General features: G+C 39.0%; 13 protein-coding genes. 2 read left to right on the forward strand and 11 right to left on the reverse strand.

The annotated features are described in order from the left end of the window. Positions 1 to 82: 82 nt before the first annotated feature. The 11 genes from ACZZZK_RS03065 to ACZZZK_RS03115 all read right to left on the reverse strand — a co-directional run bounded on the left by ACZZZK_RS03065 (position 83) and on the right by ACZZZK_RS03115 (position 19,527). Positions 83 to 1,258, reverse strand: coding sequence for a glycoside hydrolase family 43 protein (locus ACZZZK_RS03065; RefSeq protein WP_463482810.1), 1,176 nt, complete (start codon positions 1,256 to 1,258; stop codon positions 83 to 85). 52 nt (positions 1,259 to 1,310) lie between these two features. After that, a complete protein-coding gene (locus ACZZZK_RS03070; protein ID WP_463482811.1) occupies positions 1,311 to 2,951 on the reverse strand; it encodes a UxaA family hydrolase in 1,641 nt (546 codons plus the stop codon). Positions 2,952 to 2,953: 2 nt separating this feature from the next. Further along, positions 2,954 to 4,252 (reverse strand): L-fucose:H+ symporter permease, encoded by a 1,299-nt coding sequence (gene fucP / locus ACZZZK_RS03075; protein ID WP_463482812.1) that lies wholly within the window; start codon positions 4,250 to 4,252, stop codon positions 2,954 to 2,956. A 150-nt stretch (positions 4,253 to 4,402) separates the two neighbouring features. After that, positions 4,403 to 5,263 carry an AraC family transcriptional regulator gene (locus tag ACZZZK_RS03080; RefSeq protein ID WP_463482813.1) on the reverse strand — a complete coding sequence of 287 codons (861 nt, stop codon included), beginning with the start codon at positions 5,261 to 5,263 and terminating at the stop codon, positions 4,403 to 4,405. A gap of 140 nt (positions 5,264 to 5,403) precedes the next feature. Beyond that, positions 5,404 to 7,029, reverse strand: a complete 1,626-nt coding sequence (locus ACZZZK_RS03085) for a RagB/SusD family nutrient uptake outer membrane protein (protein WP_463482814.1) — start codon at positions 7,027 to 7,029, stop codon at positions 5,404 to 5,406. A 33-nt stretch (positions 7,030 to 7,062) separates the two neighbouring features. Then, positions 7,063 to 10,146: a SusC/RagA family TonB-linked outer membrane protein gene (locus tag ACZZZK_RS03090; RefSeq protein ID WP_463482815.1), complete on the reverse strand. Its 3,084-nt coding sequence runs from the start codon at positions 10,144 to 10,146 to the stop codon at positions 7,063 to 7,065. A 554-nt stretch (positions 10,147 to 10,700) separates the two neighbouring features. Next, on the reverse strand, positions 10,701 to 11,594 hold the full coding sequence (locus ACZZZK_RS03095) for a helix-turn-helix domain-containing protein (protein WP_463482816.1): 894 nt from the start codon (positions 11,592 to 11,594) through the stop codon (positions 10,701 to 10,703). A 242-nt stretch (positions 11,595 to 11,836) separates the two neighbouring features. After that, positions 11,837 to 15,949, reverse strand: coding sequence for a hybrid sensor histidine kinase/response regulator (locus ACZZZK_RS03100; RefSeq protein ID WP_463482817.1), 4,113 nt, complete (start codon positions 15,947 to 15,949; stop codon positions 11,837 to 11,839). Positions 15,950 to 16,269: 320 nt separating this feature from the next. Beyond that, a complete protein-coding gene (locus tag ACZZZK_RS03105; RefSeq protein WP_463482818.1) occupies positions 16,270 to 17,289 on the reverse strand; it encodes an aldo/keto reductase in 1,020 nt (339 codons plus the stop codon). Positions 17,290 to 17,312: 23 nt separating this feature from the next. Then, positions 17,313 to 17,666, reverse strand: coding sequence for an L-rhamnose mutarotase (locus tag ACZZZK_RS03110; RefSeq protein WP_463482819.1), 354 nt, complete (start codon positions 17,664 to 17,666; stop codon positions 17,313 to 17,315). 196 nt (positions 17,667 to 17,862) lie between these two features. Continuing rightward, positions 17,863 to 19,527: an alpha-L-fucosidase gene (locus tag ACZZZK_RS03115; RefSeq protein WP_463482820.1), complete on the reverse strand. Its 1,665-nt coding sequence runs from the start codon at positions 19,525 to 19,527 to the stop codon at positions 17,863 to 17,865. A gap of 344 nt (positions 19,528 to 19,871) precedes the next feature. Between ACZZZK_RS03115 and ACZZZK_RS03120 the strand changes: the two genes are divergently transcribed. Next, positions 19,872 to 20,546 (forward strand): response regulator transcription factor, encoded by a 675-nt coding sequence (locus ACZZZK_RS03120; protein WP_463482821.1) that lies wholly within the window; start codon positions 19,872 to 19,874, stop codon positions 20,544 to 20,546. Continuing rightward, complete coding sequence (locus ACZZZK_RS03125; RefSeq protein WP_463482822.1) at positions 20,543 to 21,832, forward strand: sensor histidine kinase; 1,290 nt, start codon at positions 20,543 to 20,545, stop codon at positions 21,830 to 21,832. The genes ACZZZK_RS03120 and ACZZZK_RS03125 overlap by 4 nt, the downstream gene beginning before the upstream one ends. Positions 21,833 to 21,876 lie beyond the last annotated feature (44 nt).

Raw genomic sequence — 21,876 nt, forward strand, 5'->3', positions numbered from 1 at the left:
AGTAGAATAAAAGCAGCGCTGAAGCACGGTGCGTCAGTTGGCATGTTTTTTAAGTTCTTATCAGAATTATATTTAAAAAGCTTTAAAAATTTCCCCATCCGTCGAAACCATCGCTAGTGGGATAGATATAAAATTTTATCGTTTTCTTAGAATACAATATATCCGTATCAGCATAATATCCCTCGAGAACAGGGTTTTTCCGGAATGAAAATTCCATACCGTCCGGAATGCCCCACTGGTTGGTCAGGTTGATTAATTCCTTGCGTGATAATGGAATGATGGTACCGTGACGGGGATGAAAATCCATTTTTACCTCATGATCTATGACTTTAAATTTATCAAGATCGTAGCTCTCGCAAAACTGATATTTACCTTTTCCATACACATCATACATGAGAATGTATTTTTCTGTATTGCTAAGCTTGAACACTCCCGATCCTTCCACCGCGTCTTTGGTTTGCTGCTTGTATCCAGGTTGTTCAATCCATTTCGGGCTGGTCAACGAATCTGTAATCGCCAGCTTAATTCCATTTCCATGCCCTTCTGTTTTATAAAACAGATAAAATAATCCGTTTTTATTGATGATGTCCCCATCAATACAGGATTTGCCATTATTTGGTCTGAACAGAACTTCTGGCGCTGCAATAAAGCCGGTAAAGTCTTCATTGGCGTAAGCATAGTAAATGATATCCGCACCATCACCATGTTTCATTGACCAGTAAACCATGTATTTCCCTTTTGCAGGATCAAAAATGGTTTGTGGTGCCCATACCCGCTTTAGATCCTCATTCCCATTATACTGTCTTTGTATGTTAACAACAGTATGTTTCCAGTTGATCAGATCTGTGGATTTAAGTAATACCATCGCACGGTTTGAATCCCATCCTTTTGAGGAAGTCATATCAGTAAGAACCATGTAGTAGGATTGACCATCAATACCGCGAAGAATGTGAGGATCCCGTATACCGCCTGTGGAACTGATTATTTTTGAATCCAGAATGGGCTTGTTATGGTTTAACGCCCGGTAATTATATCCATCTGTACTGATGGCAAAACAAAGTGCTTCATCGGATACTGCATTTCCCTTAAAATAGGCAAATAGATAACCGACATAGTCTTTTTCTGCAGGTCCGGCCTTATAGTCCTGGTCGGAGGTGCGCATAGTGTCACCTAGTTGTAGCATAACAATAAAGATTACGACCATCCACCTGAAGTGTGTAGAATTCAATTGCATCATCTTTTTTATTCCTGTTTTCATTGTAGATTCTATTGTTCCCTTGTGTATAAAATATTGTTAACGATCTGAATGCTTATAGGGAAACGCCCCTTTTCCAGGGAATAAAGTCATCCTGCTGAAGCAAAACGGCTTTAGGAATAGATTCTCCACTAGCCACTTTGATACAATGCTCCAATATTTCTTCACCAACCTGCTCAATCGTTTTTTCTCCACTGATGATGCTACCGGTATCAAGATCGATAATGTCATTCATGTTTTTGGCGAGTGATGTGTTTGATGATATTTTTACCGTCGGGCAGACTGGATTACCAGTAGGCGTACCCAAGCCTGTTGTAAAAAGAATAATGGTTGCCCCTGATGCGGTTTGTCCAGTTGTGGCTTCCACATCATTGCCAGGCGTACACACTAGACTCAGCCCAGGTTTGGTTACCACTTCTGTATAGTCTAGGACATCAACAACAAGTGAGGTACCGCCTTTTTTAGCGGCACCCGTTGATTTTATCGCATCCGTAATCAGACCATCTTTAATATTTCCAGGGGATGGGTTCATATGAAAACCTGAACCAGCCTGATGCGCCATATCATTGTAATCGGTCATCAGTTTGACAAATTTTTCGGCAGCTGAGCGATCAATCATTCGATCAAGGATTTGTTGCTCTGCGCCACACAACTCTGGAAATTCTGCCAATAAAACCTTTCCCCCCAGTCCAACCAGAAGATCAGCACAGTAACCCACAGCAGGGTTCGCTGAAATACCACTGAACCCATCACTTGCACCACATTTTACACCGATGCAAAGTTTATCGAGGGAAGCAGGCTGACGCGATTGTCTGTTGACTAGAATCAATGCTTCGAATGTTTGCAAAATAGCCTTCTGGATCATAATTTCTTCACTTAAGGCTTTCTGCTGCTCAAAAACAAGAAATGGCTTATCAAAAGCAGGGTTGCGTTTATATAAATCAGCCTTTAGGTCGCCTACCTGCAGATGCTGACATCCCAGGCTCAGTAGCGTAACTCCTGCAACATTTGGATGGTCAGCATAGGCAGCGAGTAACCTGCTTAGCGTTGCTGCATCTTGTCGGGTACCGCCACATCCGCCAGAATGATTGAGAAATTTTATGCCATCAATATTTTTGAAAACTCTCTTTATTTTATCGTTAGTCTCGGACTGAAAATCAACGTGAAGCAGATCTTCTCCAAACTCAAATGCATCAACAAGACTTTGCGCATAGTAAAAATATTTATCATCAACCGTATAACCGAGCGCATGGTTAAGGGCACTTTTTATCACATCCAGATTTCTGTTTTCGCAGAATACGGCAGGAATAAACAGCCAGTAGTTAGCAGTACCCACCCGACCATCACTGCGGTGATAACCGTTAAATGTACGGTTGGTAAACCTGGTCATATCCGGCTTTTGCCAGTCTAGCGTAGTTTCCTTGATCGAAAAAGGATCGGTTGCATGCGAAGTGTTTTCTATGGACAGTCTTTCGCCCTGAAGGATATCATGATTTAATAGTCCGACCACAACACCATACATCATCACTTTTTCCCCAGCCTTGAGGTCTTCAATGAAAAATTTATGTTTTGCAGGAATGTCTTCCAATAAACGAATCTCCCTGGAAGCATCTATGATGATGGTGCCTGCGGCTAAATCTGTTAAGGCAACCAAAACATTATCCTTTTTGTCGATCTGAAGGGTTATTTTATTCATTTTTATTTAACAATATTTTTATTTACAGGCTTCCAGAATTTCAAGCCAAAGAGGAACACGATAAAAAAACAAAGAAAAGGAACCAGAAAACCATATTGAATGCTACCTGTTAGATCAGAAATATAGCCCAATAATAAAGGCAGTACCGCACCGCCAACAATTGACATTACAATTAACGAGGAACCTATTTTGGTATCCTTTCCAAGCCCGGCAATTCCTAGTGAGAATATAGTGGGAAACATGATAGACATAAAAAACGAAACGCCGATAAGTGCATATACGGTTATGATTCCCTGAGAAAAAATAGCGATAAGTGTCAATAGAATACTGAACAATGCATATATGAAGAGTAATACGTTGGGTGCTGTTAGGCGCATTAAAAAAGTTCCAACAAACCTGCCGATCATAAATGCGAGACCAGCTCCTCCGGCGTACCAACTGGCCGTAGAAGCAGTTAGGCCTGCTGCCGAGGTGGCAAAGCGTATAAAAAAACTCAAAACGCATACTTGTGCACCCACATAGAAAAACTGGGCAATAATGGCGAATGTGAGGTGCCGATGCAGAAATGCTTTGATAAAAGAGGTTTTTTCATCCTTTGACTCAGTATCTTTTATATCCGGTAATTTGATAAATATGAACACTACCGCAATTAGCAGGATTAGAGCACCTAAAATGGCATATGGCCCCTTTACAGTTGCAGCCTCGCTCATTAAAAATTGTTTTTTTGCCAAGGGAAGCATAAGGGCAAGCTCTTTGTCGGTAAGTGTACTTTCACTTAATATAAATTTCCCGCCAATTACCGGAGCCAAAAACGCAGCTAGACCGTTAAAAGATTGAGCAAAATTTAACCGCTGCGAGGCCGTATCAGCATCGCCCAAAGCAATTACATAAGGGTTTGCTGCTGTTTCCAGAAAGGTCAGACCACATGCTAAAACAAATAACGCCCCTAGAAAAAAGAGATACACGCCAGTATTTGCTGCCGGTATAAATAAAAAAGAACCAATAGCAAATAAGATCAACCCAAGTATGATCCCGAATTTATATCCATACTTTTTCATTAGAAAACCTGCCGGAAGTGCCATAATGAAGTAAGCAATAAATACAGAAAAATCGATCAGCGCCGTTTCAAGATCTGAAAGGGAAAAAGCCCTTTTTAAATGAGGAATTAAAACCGGATCAAGATTATGCACAAAACCCCAGAAAAAAAAGAGGCTGGTAATAAGAATAAGGGCAATTAGATTCTTCTCACCTTTTCTATTGATTCCTTTAGCATAAGTAGATTTTTGTGTGATGGGATTCATTAATAATGCGGTAAGTTATTTACTTGAATAGATTTTACTAGAGAATATATTGGGAAAAGATCTCACGATGAAGAGCGTCAATTCACAGACGCTGACAAATCATTATTGATGTCAACAGCGAGTAGATCTGGTAGCACTTAAAAGTAAAACTTAACCGAATTCTTTCTGATAAACCAATGGGGTTTTACCAATAATGTCTCGAAAATGCTTGTAAAAGCTTGTAAAACAGGAATAACCACTTTCGTAGCAAACTTCTTTAATGCTCAGATGATTCTCACTCAGCATCTTGCAGGCTTGTCCTACCCTTATTTCATTCAAAAACCTGGTATAGGTTTTTTTAAAGGTGACTTTGAAAAATCTGCAAAAAGAAGTTGGGCTAACATTAGCTTTTGCGGCAATTTCTTTCAGATCAATTTTTCGCTTATAATGACTGATGGTATGATCATAAATGGCTTCCAATCTATCTTTGTCGAGTGTTGATGACGCCAGCTGAAAACCTGAAGAAAGGAGTGTCTGTAACCCTTTGCAACGTCCAATCTCTGAGAGACAATCGATCAGGATGGAGAGTTTTTTAGCTCCAATCGACCTAACGATGCGAGTGATAAGCACGCCAATTGCAGGTGCATCTATTATAGATATCTGAATGCACTTCGTACATAGAGCAAGTGCATTTCTTATACCCTGAAATTCAGGTAAACAAAAAAAAGCATTGTTAAATAATTCTATATGAAAATGAATCACATATATCTCCACATCACTGACAGTAGTATCAAAATGCTTTGGAGAAAGTTTATAATAATGCGGTATATCACTTCCTATCAACACAATATTACCATCTGTGAAAGGCGTCATGCTATCACCTATATATTGTACACCACTTCCCTTCTTAAAATAAATCAATTCAAGTTCGGTGTGGAAATGCAGGTAGTTATTCACATCTGGTTTGGTATCAACTCTGGAGAAAAATGAATGAAACAAATCTTTTGGAATTTGTATAGCTTGAGGTTTCATGGTTCTATTTAAATAGAAATAAATTTAAGGACGGCAATAGAAAGCAATGATCAAAGAATTTAAAAACGCCATTCCCTAGGGAATGACGCTAACATTACTAACCGTGTGTGTTTATATAATCTAAGAAATTCATTTAGCGTTTAATAACCTGGATTCTGGGTCAGATTTTTATTGAGATCCCTTTCAGATTGTGGAATTGGCCAAAGCTCATTTTTACCAACGATGAAATTACGTTTCTTGAAAATATAATATCCATTTGTATTCACAGGGTAATCCTTGTAATTGGCTGGATCGTTGGTCAGTTTCATTCCTGTAAATTGCTGGTTGTTTTCTGCGCCGATGATGCCCCATCTCAGACAATCAAAATACCTGATGCCTTCAAAAGCGAATTCAACACGACGTTCTCTACGAATAATGGTTCTCAAAGCAGTTGGATCGATCGTGGTAACCGCTGGCATTGCAACTGCGGCCCTTCCTCTCACTTTGTTAATGGTGGCATCCAAAAGCGCCTGATCTACACCACTTCCACTTTCTAATTTTGCTTCTAAATACCCTAATAAGACTTCTGCAAATCTGATCAAAGGAAAATTGTTTCCTGTATTATTGGTGGTAGCTACCGCCGGATCATCCTCCAGGAATTTATAAATTGCATAGCCACTCCAGACACCAGGATACTGATTCAGACGATCAGGAAGTGTCGTACCTGGTTTCGCGGAATAAACTCTGCCGCGGAAGCTGGTACGGTCAGAAATCATGATATTAAAATCCATTCGTGGATCGCGGTTATTGTATGGGTTATTTTTCTCAAATAAGGGAGATTCTGCAATTGTTTTTCCATCCTTACATTCATAAGCTTCCACCAATTCATTAAATGGCGAATACTGATGCCATCCACCCCAGGTTTCGGGGGTTAGATACTGCAATAAGGCATGGTTATAGGTATCTCTGATGTACTGCATAGACATAATAATCTCACGACTGGTTTCACCAGCATTCAGGAATAATTCGCGATATCTTGGATCGATGATGTAATAGTTATAATCGATGATGGTTTTATAGGTCGTGGCAGCATCTGCCCATTTTTTCTGGGCAAGTTGTAAGCGACCCAAAATTGCCAGTGCAGATGCTGAGGTCATATGCCCCAGGCGGTCATTGCTAACTGAAACCGGAAGCGCAGCCGCAGCGGCTTTTAATTCACTTTCACAAAACGCCCATACTTCTGTTTTTGATGCACGCGTTACTGAATTTGCCTCTTCTACCGTCAATAATTTCTGTACCAGCGGGACATCACCAAAATACAGCGCTAGATTAAAATAGTTATATGCCCTGATGGTTTTTACCTCCCCAATCATGACTGCTTTTTGTGCAGCATCCATGGTAACCAAGCCAATGTTAGCTAAAAAATTATTGCACCTGGTGATCTGACCATAGGCTTGCGAATAATAAGACCCAACAAATCCATAGGTAGGGTTTAAAGTACCATTGGTAAAATTATCTGGAATTAATTCTTTTTCCGATCCATTACCTGCCATAAGATCCAGGTTAACCATGGATGTTCCTGCCCAGAAATTATACCCTGTAAATCCTGCTCCACTATCATAAACCCCATTTAGTGCCAAGGTAGCATCATTGGCCGTTTTCCAGAAAGTAGCATCAGAGATGGAAGAAAGCGGTTGGGTATCTAAAAGATCTTTTTTACATCCTGCAATCACAGTCAGGAAGGAACATCCCAACACAACTGTTAATTTATATATATAATTTTTCATTTTGTTTTATTTAATTATCCTAACTCCAACAGATTATAATTTCACATTGATACCAAAAGTGTAAATGGCAGTGAGTGGGTAGAAGTTTGGATTATCTCCAGAGCCCTGTCCATTTTCAGGATCCCATCCTTCATAAAAATCGTTGAGTGTAAAAAGGTTCTGTCCGCCTGCAAATACTCTTAATTTTTCCAGACCAATCTTCTTGATCAGGTTGCCAGGTATAGTGTAACCAATCTGAGCATTTTTTAACCGCACGAATGTTCCTGATCTGTTCCAATATGAATTTCTTTGAACATTGGCACTTCCCTGACTTAAATTAGTTATACGCGGATAGATGGCATTGCGATCAGGATTCTGTGGCGTCCAGGCATTATCGTATTGCCATTGCTGAACATTTCCGCCATTATACAAAGCATAAGCCTGGTATGAACCCATTTGAACAGTGTAATCCCCAAGACCTGAAAATAAAACCGAAGCATCAAAGCCTTTGTAGCTCGCATTTAAATTTAAGCCATAGGATATCTTTGGATTGGTATTTCCCAAAATCTGTCTGTCATAAGTGGCATCAACTTTTCCATCCGGAACCCCGTTCGGACCACTGATATCTTTAAACCTGATGTTACCAGGTGCCCCTCCATTTGGCTGGGTAGGATAACTGGATACGTCAGCAGCGTCAACGAACAATCCATCAGCAACGAATCCGTAAATTGGATTTAAAGCCTGCCCCAAAAAGAAGTTAGGAATCACACTTTGAATATTGCCTGCAATTTTGATTACTTTTTGATTGTTGTAAGAGAAATTAGGCGATACGGCAAAGTTAAAGTTGCCAACTTTCGTATTATAAATTAAACTTACTTCTATACCTCTGTTTTGAATGGAACCTGCATTCTGAATAGGTGCACTTAACCCTAAAGTCGATGAGACCGGAACCTGATACAAGATATCTTTAGCTGTTCTATCATAAATATCGACCGTTCCGCTTAGTGTATTTTTAAAGAAAGTAAAATCTAGACCTAGGTTGGCTGTTGTAGTTGTTTCCCATTTAATATCGCGGTTCGCCGCTGCAGTGACGGCGGCTCCCGGAGCAATCACGCCTCCAAAATTATATCGGGTATTCGTACTGATATTGTATTGATAAGGATAATTGGCAATATTGGCATTACCTAAAGAACCATAAGATGCCCTGATTTTCAACTCATTGATCCAGCTGATATTGTCTTTGATAAAGGATTCTTCTGAAAGTCTCCATCCTGCTGAAACTGCAGGAAAGACACCATAGCGATTATCAGGGGCAAATCTTGATGAACCATCGTAACGTACATTGGCCTCAAAAAGATATTTGCCACCAAAATCATAATTAAAACGGGCAAAGTAAGATCGGAAAGCGTATTCATTGGCACTACCAGAAGTTTGCTGGTTAGTAGTCGCTCCGGCATCAAGTTGATAAAGTAAATTATTAGGAAATCTGTCGCGAAAAGCCCTTGAATTATCATCGCGATGCGCTTCCTGCTGGTATCCACCTAAGATAGAAAAATTGTTCTTTCCAAAACTCTTGACATATTTTGCAAGCAAATTAAGTGTAACTTCATTTCCATCGGTATTTGCTACATTTAAACTGTTTGGGCCTACATAGGTTGTTTTATCGATATTAATATCAGCAATATAGGTCGTATTAACACTGGTATAGTAATGATAACCGGCCGTTCCACTTAAATTTAAGCCAGGTATGATGTCCCACGAGAGGGTGGTATTTCCGTAGAAGTTTTTAGCACGAAGGTTATTAAAACCTTCACTGGCCAGCCATGCTTCAGGTGCGAAAAAATCCTGGCGACCATAGGTTCCATCCGATCTTAAGCCTGCGATGGTATTGGGTTCACGCACTGCAAAACCGATAATCCCTCCTATTCCTGCTGCATTGGACTGCGGTTGCGCCTGAACTTGAGAAAAGCCCAATATACTGGTTTTAAGGCTCAAATTATCTTTAATACGGGTATCGATGTTGGCTTGAATATCGTATCGTTTATTGTTGGTTTCAGCTGTTAACCCATTATGATCGCGAAAACTACCCGACAAATAAAACTGGTTATTGCCTTCGCCACCAGAAACATTAACATTGTGGTATTGTTGAAATCCTGAACCTGTGTTGAGTAAATTCTTTAAATGGGGAACGTTGGGGAAATTATCCGGATCGGCCCCACTTCTATATTTCGCCACCACGTCTGCGCTTGCTCCTGTTAGTTCTGCATAAGTCCATGAATCAACAAATTGTGGTAGGCTGGTTATCTTTTCCCATCCAAAATAATTGTTATAACTAATGATTGTTTTTCCTTTTTGGCCACGCTTGGTCGTGATTAGAATAACGCCATTTGCGGCACGGTTTCCATAAATTGCCGCTGATGCCGCATCTTTTAATACCGTCATGCTGGCAATATTGTCTGGCGCGACATCATCCAATGACCCAGCAATTCCATCAATAAGAATCAAAGGACTACTCCCCGAATTAAAAGTACCTACCCCTCTAATGATTACTCTTGCCCCATCACTACCTGGACGACCACCGCCTTGCTGTACCTGTACACCCGGTGATAAACCAGATAGTGCCTGCGATGCCTGGGTAATTGGCCGGTTATCGAGATCTTTTGAAGACACAGTACTGACTGAACCCGTCAGGTTGACTTTCTTTTGTGTACCGTAACCCACAATTACCACCTCATCAAGTTTTTTATTGTCATCGGCCAACTGAACGTTGATCTGCGTTTGCTGGCCTACAGCAACTTCTTTGGTTCCGAAGCCAATAAAACTGAAAACAAGTGTGCCTTTATTCTCTGGAATGCTTAATGCATAATTACCTTGGGCATCACTTTGGGTAACTTTACCAGATTCTTTATGTTTAATTACTACGCCTGGAATGGCTTTGCCACTTAAGTCTGTCACTTTACCACTAATGGTAACATCGAATTTTTTATTATTGTAAAGCTCAGCATTTTCTCCCCTTATGAGGCTGATGCTTGCGCTGGCTGATGCTTTAGCAATTGAACTTGCTGAAAGTATTGAACCGATGGTTAACAAAGTTAACAGTTTGCGCCAGTGTTCTGGCGACTTTGGAATCATTTCCATATTTGGTTAGTTGGTTTATTGTTATTGACGATCAGGAATAGGCATTCAGAAACCTTTTCCTGATAATTTAATTAATAATATCAGCCTTCAATAAGCGGCTAATCAATGGCTAAAATCAAGTTCTTTTTCTTTTCATAAGCGAATTTTAGTAATTGTACAATTCCTAATAGCATCAAAAATGTAAGCGTTGATCATTTTCCGTTTTCAGATCGAAAGATTCCAACTTCATCTCTATTTAAAACTTTTTATAATCACTGAAATATTTGGTTAAATTTCCTTCTTATCTGAAAGCAGGAATGTATTCAAATATAAATTGCAATAGGGACGCTGCATTTATTGTAATCAGACATCTTTTTATATTTTTCCGACCTTAACTATGAGAACAGTATGCAAGCATAATTGCATATATCATTAGCTATCTGCACCCGCTGATCATACATATTCATATAAAAGTCCGATTTGAACACTTCGCTATATGATACTAACTGATCACATTTCTAAATCTATCCCATAATACTATCCGGTGCTAAACATAGTCTACCGAAATAATTATATCAGTCAATAAAATTCAAGGTTTTGTTTTGGGTTTTATATGCACCTGGTGTTAGTCCGGTAATTTTTTTGAATACCCTCGAAAAGTAATGCACATTATCAAAGCCGGTTAATTCCGCTATTTCTTCCTGCTGCTTTTTTGTTGTAATAATTAGATATTGTGCTCTTTCGATCCTTTTTTGGAGAATATAATTTACCGGACTTTGTCCGGTGTACCGATGAAAGAGCCTGGAAAAATAGTCTGTATTCAGGTTAGCTCGATCTGCAAGCTGGCTTACTCTTAACGTTGCTTTTAAATTGATTTGAATATACCCTATTGCATCCATTACTGCTGGAGGATTAAGTATTAACTTATCCTTGTGAAACACCTCGGGTTTAAGGAATTTTGATATCAACAGCAGAATCAGACCCTGCGTTTCATATTGAGCCGAAATACTTTGAAGGTTATTTAATTCTGTATACTCTTTGTAATAAATATCTTTTTCGTAAACCAGGGGATCATGAGATCGGTTAATTCCACGCCCTGGATTTAAGGTAATCAATCTTTTAAAATGAGCGATATCCACATCGTTTGCTTCAATCTCCATGGTTTCCCTGTAGCTGGAAAACAATGATATCCCATCAGCTGATTCTTCAAAAAACTGGACAAAATATTGACTTAAAAAAGTATCACAGTACAGGTCACAAAGCGTAAAGCTGGGAATCAAATACAAAAAGCCAGGTCGCAGATTAACAGCCCCATTTGGCCCTGAAATTATGCCACATCCTTCGTCGATGTAGTATAGCCGATAATAAGGACTGATTACATTTCTAAAATTCCATTTATTACCCAGCTTCACATAATCAACATTCAATAATTGGAAAGAATGTTTGATAAGCTTTTTGTTCATCGTCATGCACTGATGTCTTTGATATCTAAATTGAATTACTTTTGGTCATCAAAATGGATAAGTCAAAAAATTCTGTTAGCCTGTATTTGATAAACATCGCTAAATTCCGATAATGAAAATATACTATAGGGGGGCTAGCAGGTAAAATGAAAGGGGGTAAATGGAAAATTTGGTATTAGAAACCATGTTTTCGTTCATACTAAAGATGTTTTGACAGATAAGAATGGAAAGAGATATGCTTTAGTAATTTAAGATCTGGCAGGCTTATCACGTTTAAATTCTTTGCTCACTGTCAGGTTATTGGAAAACATCTTCCTGTATTTCTGGATATATTCGGATGGATTCATATCAAAAACTTTTCTGAACTGTTCCCTGAAGTATTTGACATCATTGATTCCTACAACGAACATCGTCTCCCTGATTGTGTTGTTGGTGGTAATGAAAATTTCCGCCGCTTTGCGGAGCCTGATAAATCTAATGAAACTGGTTGGTGAATGCCCAGATATGGATTTGATCTTTTTATAAAGATTCTCTCTGGACATTCCTATTTCCTCGGCTAGAACATTGATGTTAAACTCTGGATTCTCCATGTGCTTCTCAACAATTAAAATGCAACTGGCTAAAAAATCTTTGTATGTAGAAGAGATCTTTGAACTATTGGGATTGAGCGTGATTTCACTGAAAAAATACCTTTGTAAATTATTCTTACTTTTTAGAATACCGGCTACTTTGGCAATCAATAAATTTTTGTCGAATGGTTTATTAAAAAGATCATCGGCGCCACTTTCTATACCTTTAAGCCTAAGTTCTTCTGATTTATTTGCAGTGAGTAAAACGATGGGGATGTGTGAAATCGATTCATCTTTTTTTACTGCATGACAAAGCTCAATCCCGCCCATTTTTCCCATCATCACATCGCTGATCACGATATCCGGAAGCAGTTCCTGGATCATCGTCAGCCCACTTTCACCATTCCAGGCTTGTAAAACATGATATCGGTTAGCAAAAATATCGCCTAAATAGCTGGCTATCTCTTCATTATCATCAATAATAAGAATTGTCTTTCGTTCCTCAGCGAAAGAGTCGGCAGGTGTGATGTTTCGATTTTCTTTGGAGGGATTTCCTGCCGGCAACATATGATCGTCTGATGGTAAATTAAAATCTACCAGGTGTTCTGTCACAAATGATAACGAATCTAGGTGCGCATCGCCTTTTAAGATGTCAATTTGAAAGATTGTTCCATTTTGGCCGTCACTGGAACAACTTACCTGGCCCTTATGCATCTCGATAAACTGCTTGACCAAATAAAGTCCAATTCCAAATCCACCTTGAAAAGCCCCGGTTTTGGAGGATTCCTGATAAAACCTGTTAAAAATTTTATCCTTTGATTCCTGGGGTATTCCGCAACCTGAATCCTGGATGCTTAAGCTAATATAGTGTACGCCAACTTTGATTTCAAGTTTTATGCTTCCTCCGTTTGGGGTAAACTTAAAGGCATTTGATAGTAAATTAAAGATAATAACCTCCATTTTTTCCATATCTGCATAAACTGGTATGGAAGATGGTGGTGTTTCCACCTGATAACTGATTAGATTCGTTTTTGCCTGATGATCGAAGCAGAAAAATATTTCCCTTGCAAATTCAACGATATCGAATTTTGATATGTTTAGTTGCGTTTTTTCTGCATCAGTGCGATTGTAATGCATCAATTGATCAACGAGACCTAAGAGCCGTTTTGCATTTCGGTATACAATTCCCAAACTATGATTTTGAACCTGCTCATTGTTCTGATCAAGCAAATCTTTAATAGGGTTTATAATCAGGGTTAGTGGCGTTCTAAATTCATGAGAGATATTGGTAAAAAAAGTTGACTTTCTTTCACTCATTTCTTTCTCTTTTTCACTTTCCAAATGCGCAAGCTGAATCTGATATTTCAGTTGTTCCTGACGCCTACGGTGATTGATATACAGGTAGCAAAGAAATAAAGCCGTAAGCAGATAGCAGGCATAGGCCCACCATGTAAAATACCAGGGCGATTTAATTCTAATGATCAATTTAGTTGTGTGGTTACCGGAAAACCTATCGTCTCTGCTCGCCTTTACTTCAAAACGATAAGTACCCGGGTTGAGGTTGGTATATGTAGCTTTTCGCTGATTACCTACTTTGTTCCACCTCTCATCAAACCCAATTAATCTATAAGCGTAATTTACCTTATTGGGATTTCTATATTCAGGTGTGACGAAATCCAGCGAGAAAATGCTTTGACCATATTCTAAGACTATTTCTTTTGCAATAAGTATGTTCTCCTTTAAAGGCCCTGATTTGTCAGGCGAAACTGATTTGTTGAGAATCTGGAAGTCTGTTAGAAAAACCGTTGGATCAGTCTGGTTTGAATGGATCTGCTTGGGATCGAAAGAAAAATAACCTTTACTTCCTGCGGCGATGATCAGATTTTTCCAACGTGTGAGTGCGGATGGTAGTGAAAAACCATCTGTCTGATCATAATTCCTTACCAATCCTGAAGATGGATCAAGATTGGATATGCCATTTTCGGTAATCACCCATAGCATACCCAAATGATCTTCTTCCAAATCCTTGAATACATTGGAAGCAAAACCGTCTTTTTTAGAGTAAGTGTGGAGCAGTTGTTTGTTTTGATCGTATTGATTTAAACCATCTGTTGTACTAATCCAAATATTTTTTTTTGAATCTATCAGGATATCATTGATCACGTTACTACTTAATCCATTTTCAGTTGTGATGAAACTAAATTTCCGGGTTTTTCTATCCAGTATATTTACACCTCCACCGTAAGTCCCTATCCAAATTTTGCCATCAGCAGATTCGCACAATTTATACGTGTGATTGTTATTTATTGAAGATGGATTTCCAGACTCGTTGTAAAAATGATCGTACTGTCCCGTATTCCGGTTATAAATCTTTATCCCTGCATCGGTCGCGAGGATATAAATGCCTTTATCAACTTCAAGAATATCCCTGAAGACATCTTCATTAAACAGATTTCCAAGAAGAGAGCGATGATGTTGTTTGGTAATAAGGTTTGTCTTTTCGTTGTAGCTATAGAAGCCTTTCTCTGTTAATATCCAAAGTATTTCATCACTGTCCTTGTAAACTTTTGTGATGTTATTGCGGCTCAACCCAATATTGTTTAGTTCTTTTGGAAGCATTTTCACACGACCGGTGTTTTCATTAACACAGATCAGGCCATTTTCAGTTCCTACCCAGGTAGTAAAACGATCAGTGATAATACTATTGACGCTTCCTGTGTATGAAGGCAGGGAATTCAGAACAAATCTCTGGGGCTGATCGCTAGTGAAATACAGTCCGTCCACAGCATTGATCCAGATATTACCTTTATGGTCTTTATAGGAACGCCCGTTAGCATAATTTTCCAGTTTACCAATCCTATTCCATCTTTTGAGAATGAGATCATAAAGGTAAAAACCGCTAGTTTCCCCTACTAAGATTGATGATTTATCCACTATTGAAATACTGTATACAGCATTCTTGCTTGAAGTTGGGGAGGATACATTGGAAAATTTTTCAGTTTTCAAATCAAAATTAAACAGCCCACTCCAATAAGTACCCACCCAGATCGTTCCGTTTGGTGCCAGGCACAGTGACCAGATATCGTTCGGGTTTTTTTCGCCTTTTCGGTGAACCTGAGAAAAGTTGATGAATGACTCGGTTTGAGTATTGAATTTATTCAATCCTGCACTCCAGTTACCTAGCCAAAGGTTATAATGTTTATCTTCAATAATTGCATTGACCGATTTCCCAACCATACCGTTTTTCTTGGATTGATCTTGCCTGTAGATGCGGAATTTTTTATGTTGCGGTAAATACCTGTTGAATCCGTCATCAGTACCTATCCAAACAATACCTTTACTGTCACAAAGTAACGACCATACTTTGTTATTACTTAGTGAGCCTGACTTTTTTTCAAAATGATAAAATCGCTCAAAAGTTTCTGACAGCGGATCAAAGCGGTTAAGGCCATCCATTGTCGCCACCCATATCTTACCTTGTTTATCTTCACACAATGCATTGATATAGTTATTGGTAAGGGAATTCTGATTTCCGATCGTACTCGAATAAATTTTGAAACTAAAGCCATCGAAACGGCATAGTCCGTTTTGCGTTCCAACCCAGATGAAGCCCCTTTTATCCTGAAGTGTGGCGGTGGTATTCTTTGCGGGAAGTCCATCGGCTAATGAATAACTTTTGATCGTGGCCCATCTTGGGTTGTCAAAGTTTGTACTGGCAATCTGAGCTACTGAGTATAGGGAGCTGATTATGAACAGGCAAAATGAAAAAAACATTCTGGTAAGTATAATCATTGACAAAATATCGGTTAGAAATTTGAACTAGATTACGAAGATAGTATGTATCTACACAAATTATATAATCTCTTGATCAATAAATAGCTTAATATGAAATGACTTACTTAAAACGAATCCCACAATAAAACATTATAAGGATCCGTTTAGCAGAATGTTGTTTTTATGAGGTTTTGATTTAAGAACGCTTGATGGATATTTAACCAACTATAAGTATGATATGGTACGGGATGCCGATGATCAAAAGTTTCCTTCATGAATATAGCTAATTCTCATTATCCTTATCGATTCCTCAATTATTTCGAATAATGACTATTGGATTATGACTGCAACCAGGGAATGCTCCCCCGGTCAATTAAGCCCTGTACAACCATATTTTCCCAGAAAGATCTGGGTATACTTTGATTGGCCATCTCGATATTGAGCGCCACATTTTCTGCTTTGGATGTACTCATGGCAATGCTTTTGATTCCAGGAAAATTCCTTGCGTAATGGAAACAAACTACCGCAGGCGATAATCCAAACTGATCGCAAATTTTATAAAAATTAGACCGCCATTGAATCAAGTTTCTGTCTTCCTCGCTACTTTCATCAAGTAAACGATAATTGTAATAATCACTTCCGATCAGAAACCCGCCATTGAATATTGCTGAATTGATTACGGGAATATCCGACCGTTCCAGTTCGGCAAGAAAATCAATTAAGTCAGCTGGATGACTGATAACGGTCAGACTGTTTGCAATCATTACCCAGTCAAGATTAACATCTTTGCAAATGCTGCGTATGATTTTCCAGTCTTTAGCACCAACACCCACAGAGGAGACCTTCCCTTGATCTTTAAGTTCTAAAAGAGCTTTGTAGGCATCAAGAATATCCTGGTACCGCTTTTGGTAGTCCTCATCATTTTTTGCAGCGAAAAGATATTCATCAGGATCATGTATGGAAACATATTCTGAATGATATTCGCCTAGCAACTGATTTCCCTGCTCATAGCACTCCAGTATTCCATCGTAGCTGATGCGCTGTTCCGCGTCATATTTTAGGTCCTTCCAAACCCCTGGTTCAAATGTGGGCTCAGCTCCTACAAGCTCGGTTCTGAACCAACCGAGTTTATTTGATATGATCACCTTAGATCTGTCTACCCTTAAGTCTTTCAAACATGAACCTATTACCTCGAGCGAAAGCCCGGCTCCGTATTTCCCTGCGGTATCAAAAAAAGTTGTTTCTGGAGAACACAATAAAATAGCTTCTACAATCTTTTTCTTATTCTCGAAGGTTTCTGCTTTATAAATATTCCCAAGACCACTCGTTCCAAATACAAAAGGTGGGATATTTACCATAGTTTTGTTTTCTTGTCAATCATTTATACTTGTTGTCTAGTGGAACTGTCCAATTCAAAAATCCTGTCCATCTGTATCCATTTTTCACCCTCTGCTGCGAAAGGCAAAGGTTGCTGAAACTTCCACATCAGGGACTCCCATTGTTGAACCATCTCATTGTTTTGATCCATTATTTCCTTACGTGAAAAAGTAAAATCATCAGTGGTTTCGATAACCATAAAAAGCCGGTTGGCGACCCGGAATATTTCCATTTTTAAAATCCCGGCGTCAATTATACTTTCATTAATTTCCGGCCAGCCTTTCTTGTGATAGTCTTCATATTCTGCAATAAGTTTTACGTCATCTTTGAGATCTAATGCAAGGGCATACTTCTTCATAGGTAATATTTTCAATAATAATTAATAGTGGATAAAACACTCGCCTCAAGCGTGATCAGTTTATGACCGGAAAGAAAGCTAACAACATAACAAAAACCAACTAATACGAACTCTAAATAATTTCGAGCTTATTTAAACATGAATATCACGATCAATGTCCCCATGAACTTACTCTGAATCCATGAGATAAATGTTTTTAAACGATCCTCAGCGGATTGGCATAAGATGCTAACGGCGCATCATTTGGGAAAAATACTTTAAGCCCTTCTGAAGTTCTTTCAAATTTCAGTTCCTGACCAGTGGCAACAAGCTGAACGCACTTGATTGTTCCCGGATAATGTTCACTCCCATTTTTTAGGCTTGTAATCATTGCTGATCCAGTTGCCGGCCATGCCATTACTGTTGCGAAAAGTGTCTTTCCCTTAGTAACAAAACGGATATCCTCTTCAGTGAAAGGTTTGCCCTTGCCCTCGTTAAACCCTTGTGCGCTCAATTCTGCAGCCTGTTGTTGTGCAGGTCCTTCACCAAATATCTTCCAGGGTCTGGTACCGTAAATACTCTCCCCATTTGCTTTCATCCAGACACCAATGTCTTCAACAATTTTTCTTTCCAGCTCATCGATAGAACCATCTCCACGGACAGGTATGCTGAGCATGAGGTTACCGTTTTTGCTGACTACATCTATCAGCGTGTGAATAACCGCTTTTGGGCTTTTGTAGGCTTTTCGGTTGTAAATATCGCGGTTGTAATGCCAATCACCAATGCAGGTACAAGATTGCCATGGTAGCGGCTCAATGTTGTTGCTCTGGCCACGCTCTATGTCCCAAACCATTGCCTTTTTCTGTTCACTATCAAGTATTTTTCCGGTTATCACCGCACTGAGCTTTCCTTTATCTTTAATGCTTTTATTATACATGTGTGCCGCAATTTTCAGACCTGCATCGCTGATCGGCCACATCGGGAACTGTGAATCATCAAAATATATCATATCTGGACTATATTTGTTGATCAGATCAACAGTTCTGTTGTAGAATTTGTCAATATATGCCTGAGTTGGCGGGGTAACACCGTTACCCCAGTGCCACTGTCGGTGAATCATGCCATTATCCTGACTATTTTTGCTAAGCGGATGATCTTGTGCATAGAGTTCCTGGGGATCCAAACCATCCCACCATTTTCCCTTGCCATCTTTTTTCGTCAGTTGTCCATCATAGGGAATTCCGGCGAAAGGTCCTGTTTTATCTGCTCTTTGGGCAGTCTCAAACCAACTCCAGGCATGCGCAGCATGAACACTCACGGCAAATGGTAAATCGTTCTTTTTTGCCGCAGCCGCCCATCCACCAATAATGTCCTTTTTTGGCCCTTGCTTGATGGAGTTCCAGTTTTTCTGATACTTGCTATCATATAAGTCCAGGTTATCATGGTGATTGGCTAGCGCCATAAAATACTTTGCACCAACGCTTTTATAAAGCGTAACCAGCGCCTCTGGATCCCACTTTTCTGCTTTCCAGGTATTGATCACGTCCTTAAAACCGAATTTTGATGGGTGACCATATTTTTCAACATGATATTTATATTTTCTGTTGCCTTCCATATACATTTCCCTGGCATACCAGTCTCCGGCTTCCGGCTGACACTGTGGACCCCAATGTGCCCACATCCCGAATTTAGCATCCCTGAACCAATCCGGCGTTTGATACTTTGATAGGGATTTCCAGGTAGGTGAAAACGGACCAGCTAAAATTTTCTCTACAAAGTCTTTAATGTGGTCATCTTTCAATGTCAAGGCGAAGAGTCTATCAGAGAATAAAAGGGTTGGTAAACCTATGGCAAGGCTTTGAAGCAATTTTCTACGGTTCATATTGTATTTGGTTAGCTTATCTTGATCTTTAAACAAAAATATCAGTGTGCCGTTGCTTATCTTTATAATTTAAAGACCTTTTTTTATACAAATCCGACATCTAACTAAAATAATACATCACTAAAAATGCGTCCGAATTAAGGTGAGTGAAACAGCTGAAAATTGAAAAACTTAAGAAAATAACCTGTCTATCAAATACTCATCTCAATTTCTATCAAAAAACGGTGGAATAATGAAGAAAATTTGAGGTTGACAAGTAGTTGAAATTACACCTTTGATAACTTACGATACCTAATTGATAATCATTCAGATTTTCTACAGAATTGAGTTTTATCTTAGAAGTCATGAAAGTGCTTATTATTGAAGACGAGCCTGCCCTGGCCTCAAACATTGCAGAATATCTTTCCGGGCAAAACTACACCTGTGAGCTCGCACCAACGTTTCAGAGGGCTATGGCTAAGCTCAGTCAATACACTTACGATTGTATTCTGCTTGATATTATGCTACCGGATGGAGACGGAATCAGGTTGCTTGAGCAGATCAAAATGGCTGAAAAGGAAGATGGTGTCATTATTATTTCTGCCAAGGATTCTCTGGATGATAAGATTCGCGGACTGGAAATCGGGGCAGATGATTATCTTACCAAACCTTTCCATTTGTCTGAACTCGCTGCAAGAATGTTTGCGGTCATTAGAAGAAAGAAATTTGACAATACCAACAAAATCAATGTTGGGGATTTAGAGATTGATATACCGGCAAAATGTGTATCTATAAAAGGAAAACAGATTCTGTTAACCAAGACGGAATTTGATCTTTTAATTTTCTTTATCGGAAATTCTAATAAGGTTATATCAAAGGGCGCACTCGCTGAACACCTTTCAGGAGACTATGCAGATATGTTCGATAATTTTGATTTTATATATGCTCATGTAAAAAACCTCAAGAAAAAACTCTCGGATGCCGGTTATGAGCATGAGTTGAAAACAGTATATGGGACAGGATATAAATGGGAAAGATGAACAAGTTATTAAGCAAAACCTTTATATCATTTTCGGTATATGCGTTATTTGTTCTTGCAGCAAGTATTCCGGCCTATCATTATCTCGTAGATGGCATTTGGCTTGCAGAATTAGATGAACATAATCAAATCATTGCAAGCAGGACAGAGCACGAACTTAACCAAATGCACCTTGATGACAAACAACTGCAGGAAAGCATCAAACTCTGGAACAGTATTCAGCCCGGCACCAGTCTAATAGAAACCGGGTTTGATGTGAAGTTGAAAGACAGTCTTTTTATTGAATTCCGACAAAACCCATATCTTAAAAGAGTTGAGATTGACCGTTTCCGGGGACTTCGCAAATTAATCCATATCAACGGCAAGCCCTTTATTTTGACCATAGAAACCAATGTCGAGGAAACTGAAGAAACGGTAGCTGCGATTGCCTTGGTGACTTTAATATTTTTTGTTATTCTGGTTATGGGATTTCTGGTGCTTAATATGAGGCTGTCAAAAAAACTTTGGAAACCGTTTCGGGCAGCATTAAAAAACCTTAAGGAATTTAACTTAAACCACCAGAAACCTATCGAGTTCCCGGCGACAAATATTCTCGAGTTTAGGGAACTCAATCAGGCATTAGAGAAACTTATCGGCCATACGATTTTGGTATACAAGGGGCAAAAAGAGTTTACTGAGAATGCCTCTCATGAATTACAGACACCACTCTCTATCATCAAAGGAAAGCTTAACCTATTACTTCAGGATGAGCCGGTTACCCAAAGACAGTATCAGCTCATCGAAGATATTGATTTAGCAATCGGCAGGATTACCAGAATAAACAGGAACCTGTTAATGCTTGCAAAAATAGAGAATAACCAATTCGATAATACGGAGCAGGTTAACCTTAGTGAAACATTATTGATGGCTAAGAGGGAACTCAAAAATAATTACCGATTGGATGAAACATTATTTATAGAAAAGATTGATACAGGAATAACGGTTTCCGCGAATCAGACCCTGATTGAGATTATGGCAGGAAACCTGATTTCCAATGCCATCAGGTACAATACGGTAGGTGGAAAAATAACCATTTCATTAACAAAAGCCCAGCTTACCATCAGTAACAATGGCATCAATTCACTTCCATCCGAAAAACTTTTCAGGCGTTTTTCTTCCGCTAGCCACTACGGAAGCGGACTTGGGCTGGCAATTGTAAAAGAAATCTGCATAAAAAATGGCTGGGAAGTGAATTATACCTTTACTGAAGATGTACATATTTTTAACGTATCTTTTCAAAGAAAATAGGAATTCAGAATTAATTCTAAATCTCATCGGACTATTGTAATAAA

The sequence above is a fragment of the Pedobacter sp. AC163 genome (assembly GCF_979258665.1).

Excerpts from the sequence above, each read along its gene's own strand:
- ACZZZK_RS03065 (WP_463482810.1), bottom strand. The coding sequence starts at position 1,258 with ATGAAAACAGGAATAAAAAAGATGATGCAATTGAATTCTACACACTTC.
- ACZZZK_RS03070 (WP_463482811.1), bottom strand. The coding sequence starts at position 2,951 with ATGAATAAAATAACCCTTCAGATCGACAAAAAGGATAATGTTTTGGTT.
- fucP (WP_463482812.1), bottom strand. The coding sequence starts at position 4,252 with ATGAATCCCATCACACAAAAATCTACTTATGCTAAAGGAATCAATAGA.
- ACZZZK_RS03080 (WP_463482813.1), bottom strand. The coding sequence starts at position 5,263 with ATGAAACCTCAAGCTATACAAATTCCAAAAGATTTGTTTCATTCATTT.
- ACZZZK_RS03085 (WP_463482814.1), bottom strand. The coding sequence starts at position 7,029 with ATGAAAAATTATATATATAAATTAACAGTTGTGTTGGGATGTTCCTTC.
- ACZZZK_RS03090 (WP_463482815.1), bottom strand. The coding sequence starts at position 10,146 with ATGGAAATGATTCCAAAGTCGCCAGAACACTGGCGCAAACTGTTAACT.
- ACZZZK_RS03095 (WP_463482816.1), bottom strand. The coding sequence starts at position 11,594 with ATGACGATGAACAAAAAGCTTATCAAACATTCTTTCCAATTATTGAAT.
- ACZZZK_RS03100 (WP_463482817.1), bottom strand. The coding sequence starts at position 15,949 with ATGATTATACTTACCAGAATGTTTTTTTCATTTTGCCTGTTCATAATC.
- ACZZZK_RS03105 (WP_463482818.1), bottom strand. The coding sequence starts at position 17,289 with ATGGTAAATATCCCACCTTTTGTATTTGGAACGAGTGGTCTTGGGAAT.
- ACZZZK_RS03110 (WP_463482819.1), bottom strand. The coding sequence starts at position 17,666 with ATGAAGAAGTATGCCCTTGCATTAGATCTCAAAGATGACGTAAAACTT.
- ACZZZK_RS03115 (WP_463482820.1), bottom strand. The coding sequence starts at position 19,527 with ATGAACCGTAGAAAATTGCTTCAAAGCCTTGCCATAGGTTTACCAACC.
- ACZZZK_RS03120 (WP_463482821.1), top strand. The coding sequence starts at position 19,872 with ATGAAAGTGCTTATTATTGAAGACGAGCCTGCCCTGGCCTCAAACATT.
- ACZZZK_RS03125 (WP_463482822.1), top strand. The coding sequence starts at position 20,543 with ATGAACAAGTTATTAAGCAAAACCTTTATATCATTTTCGGTATATGCG.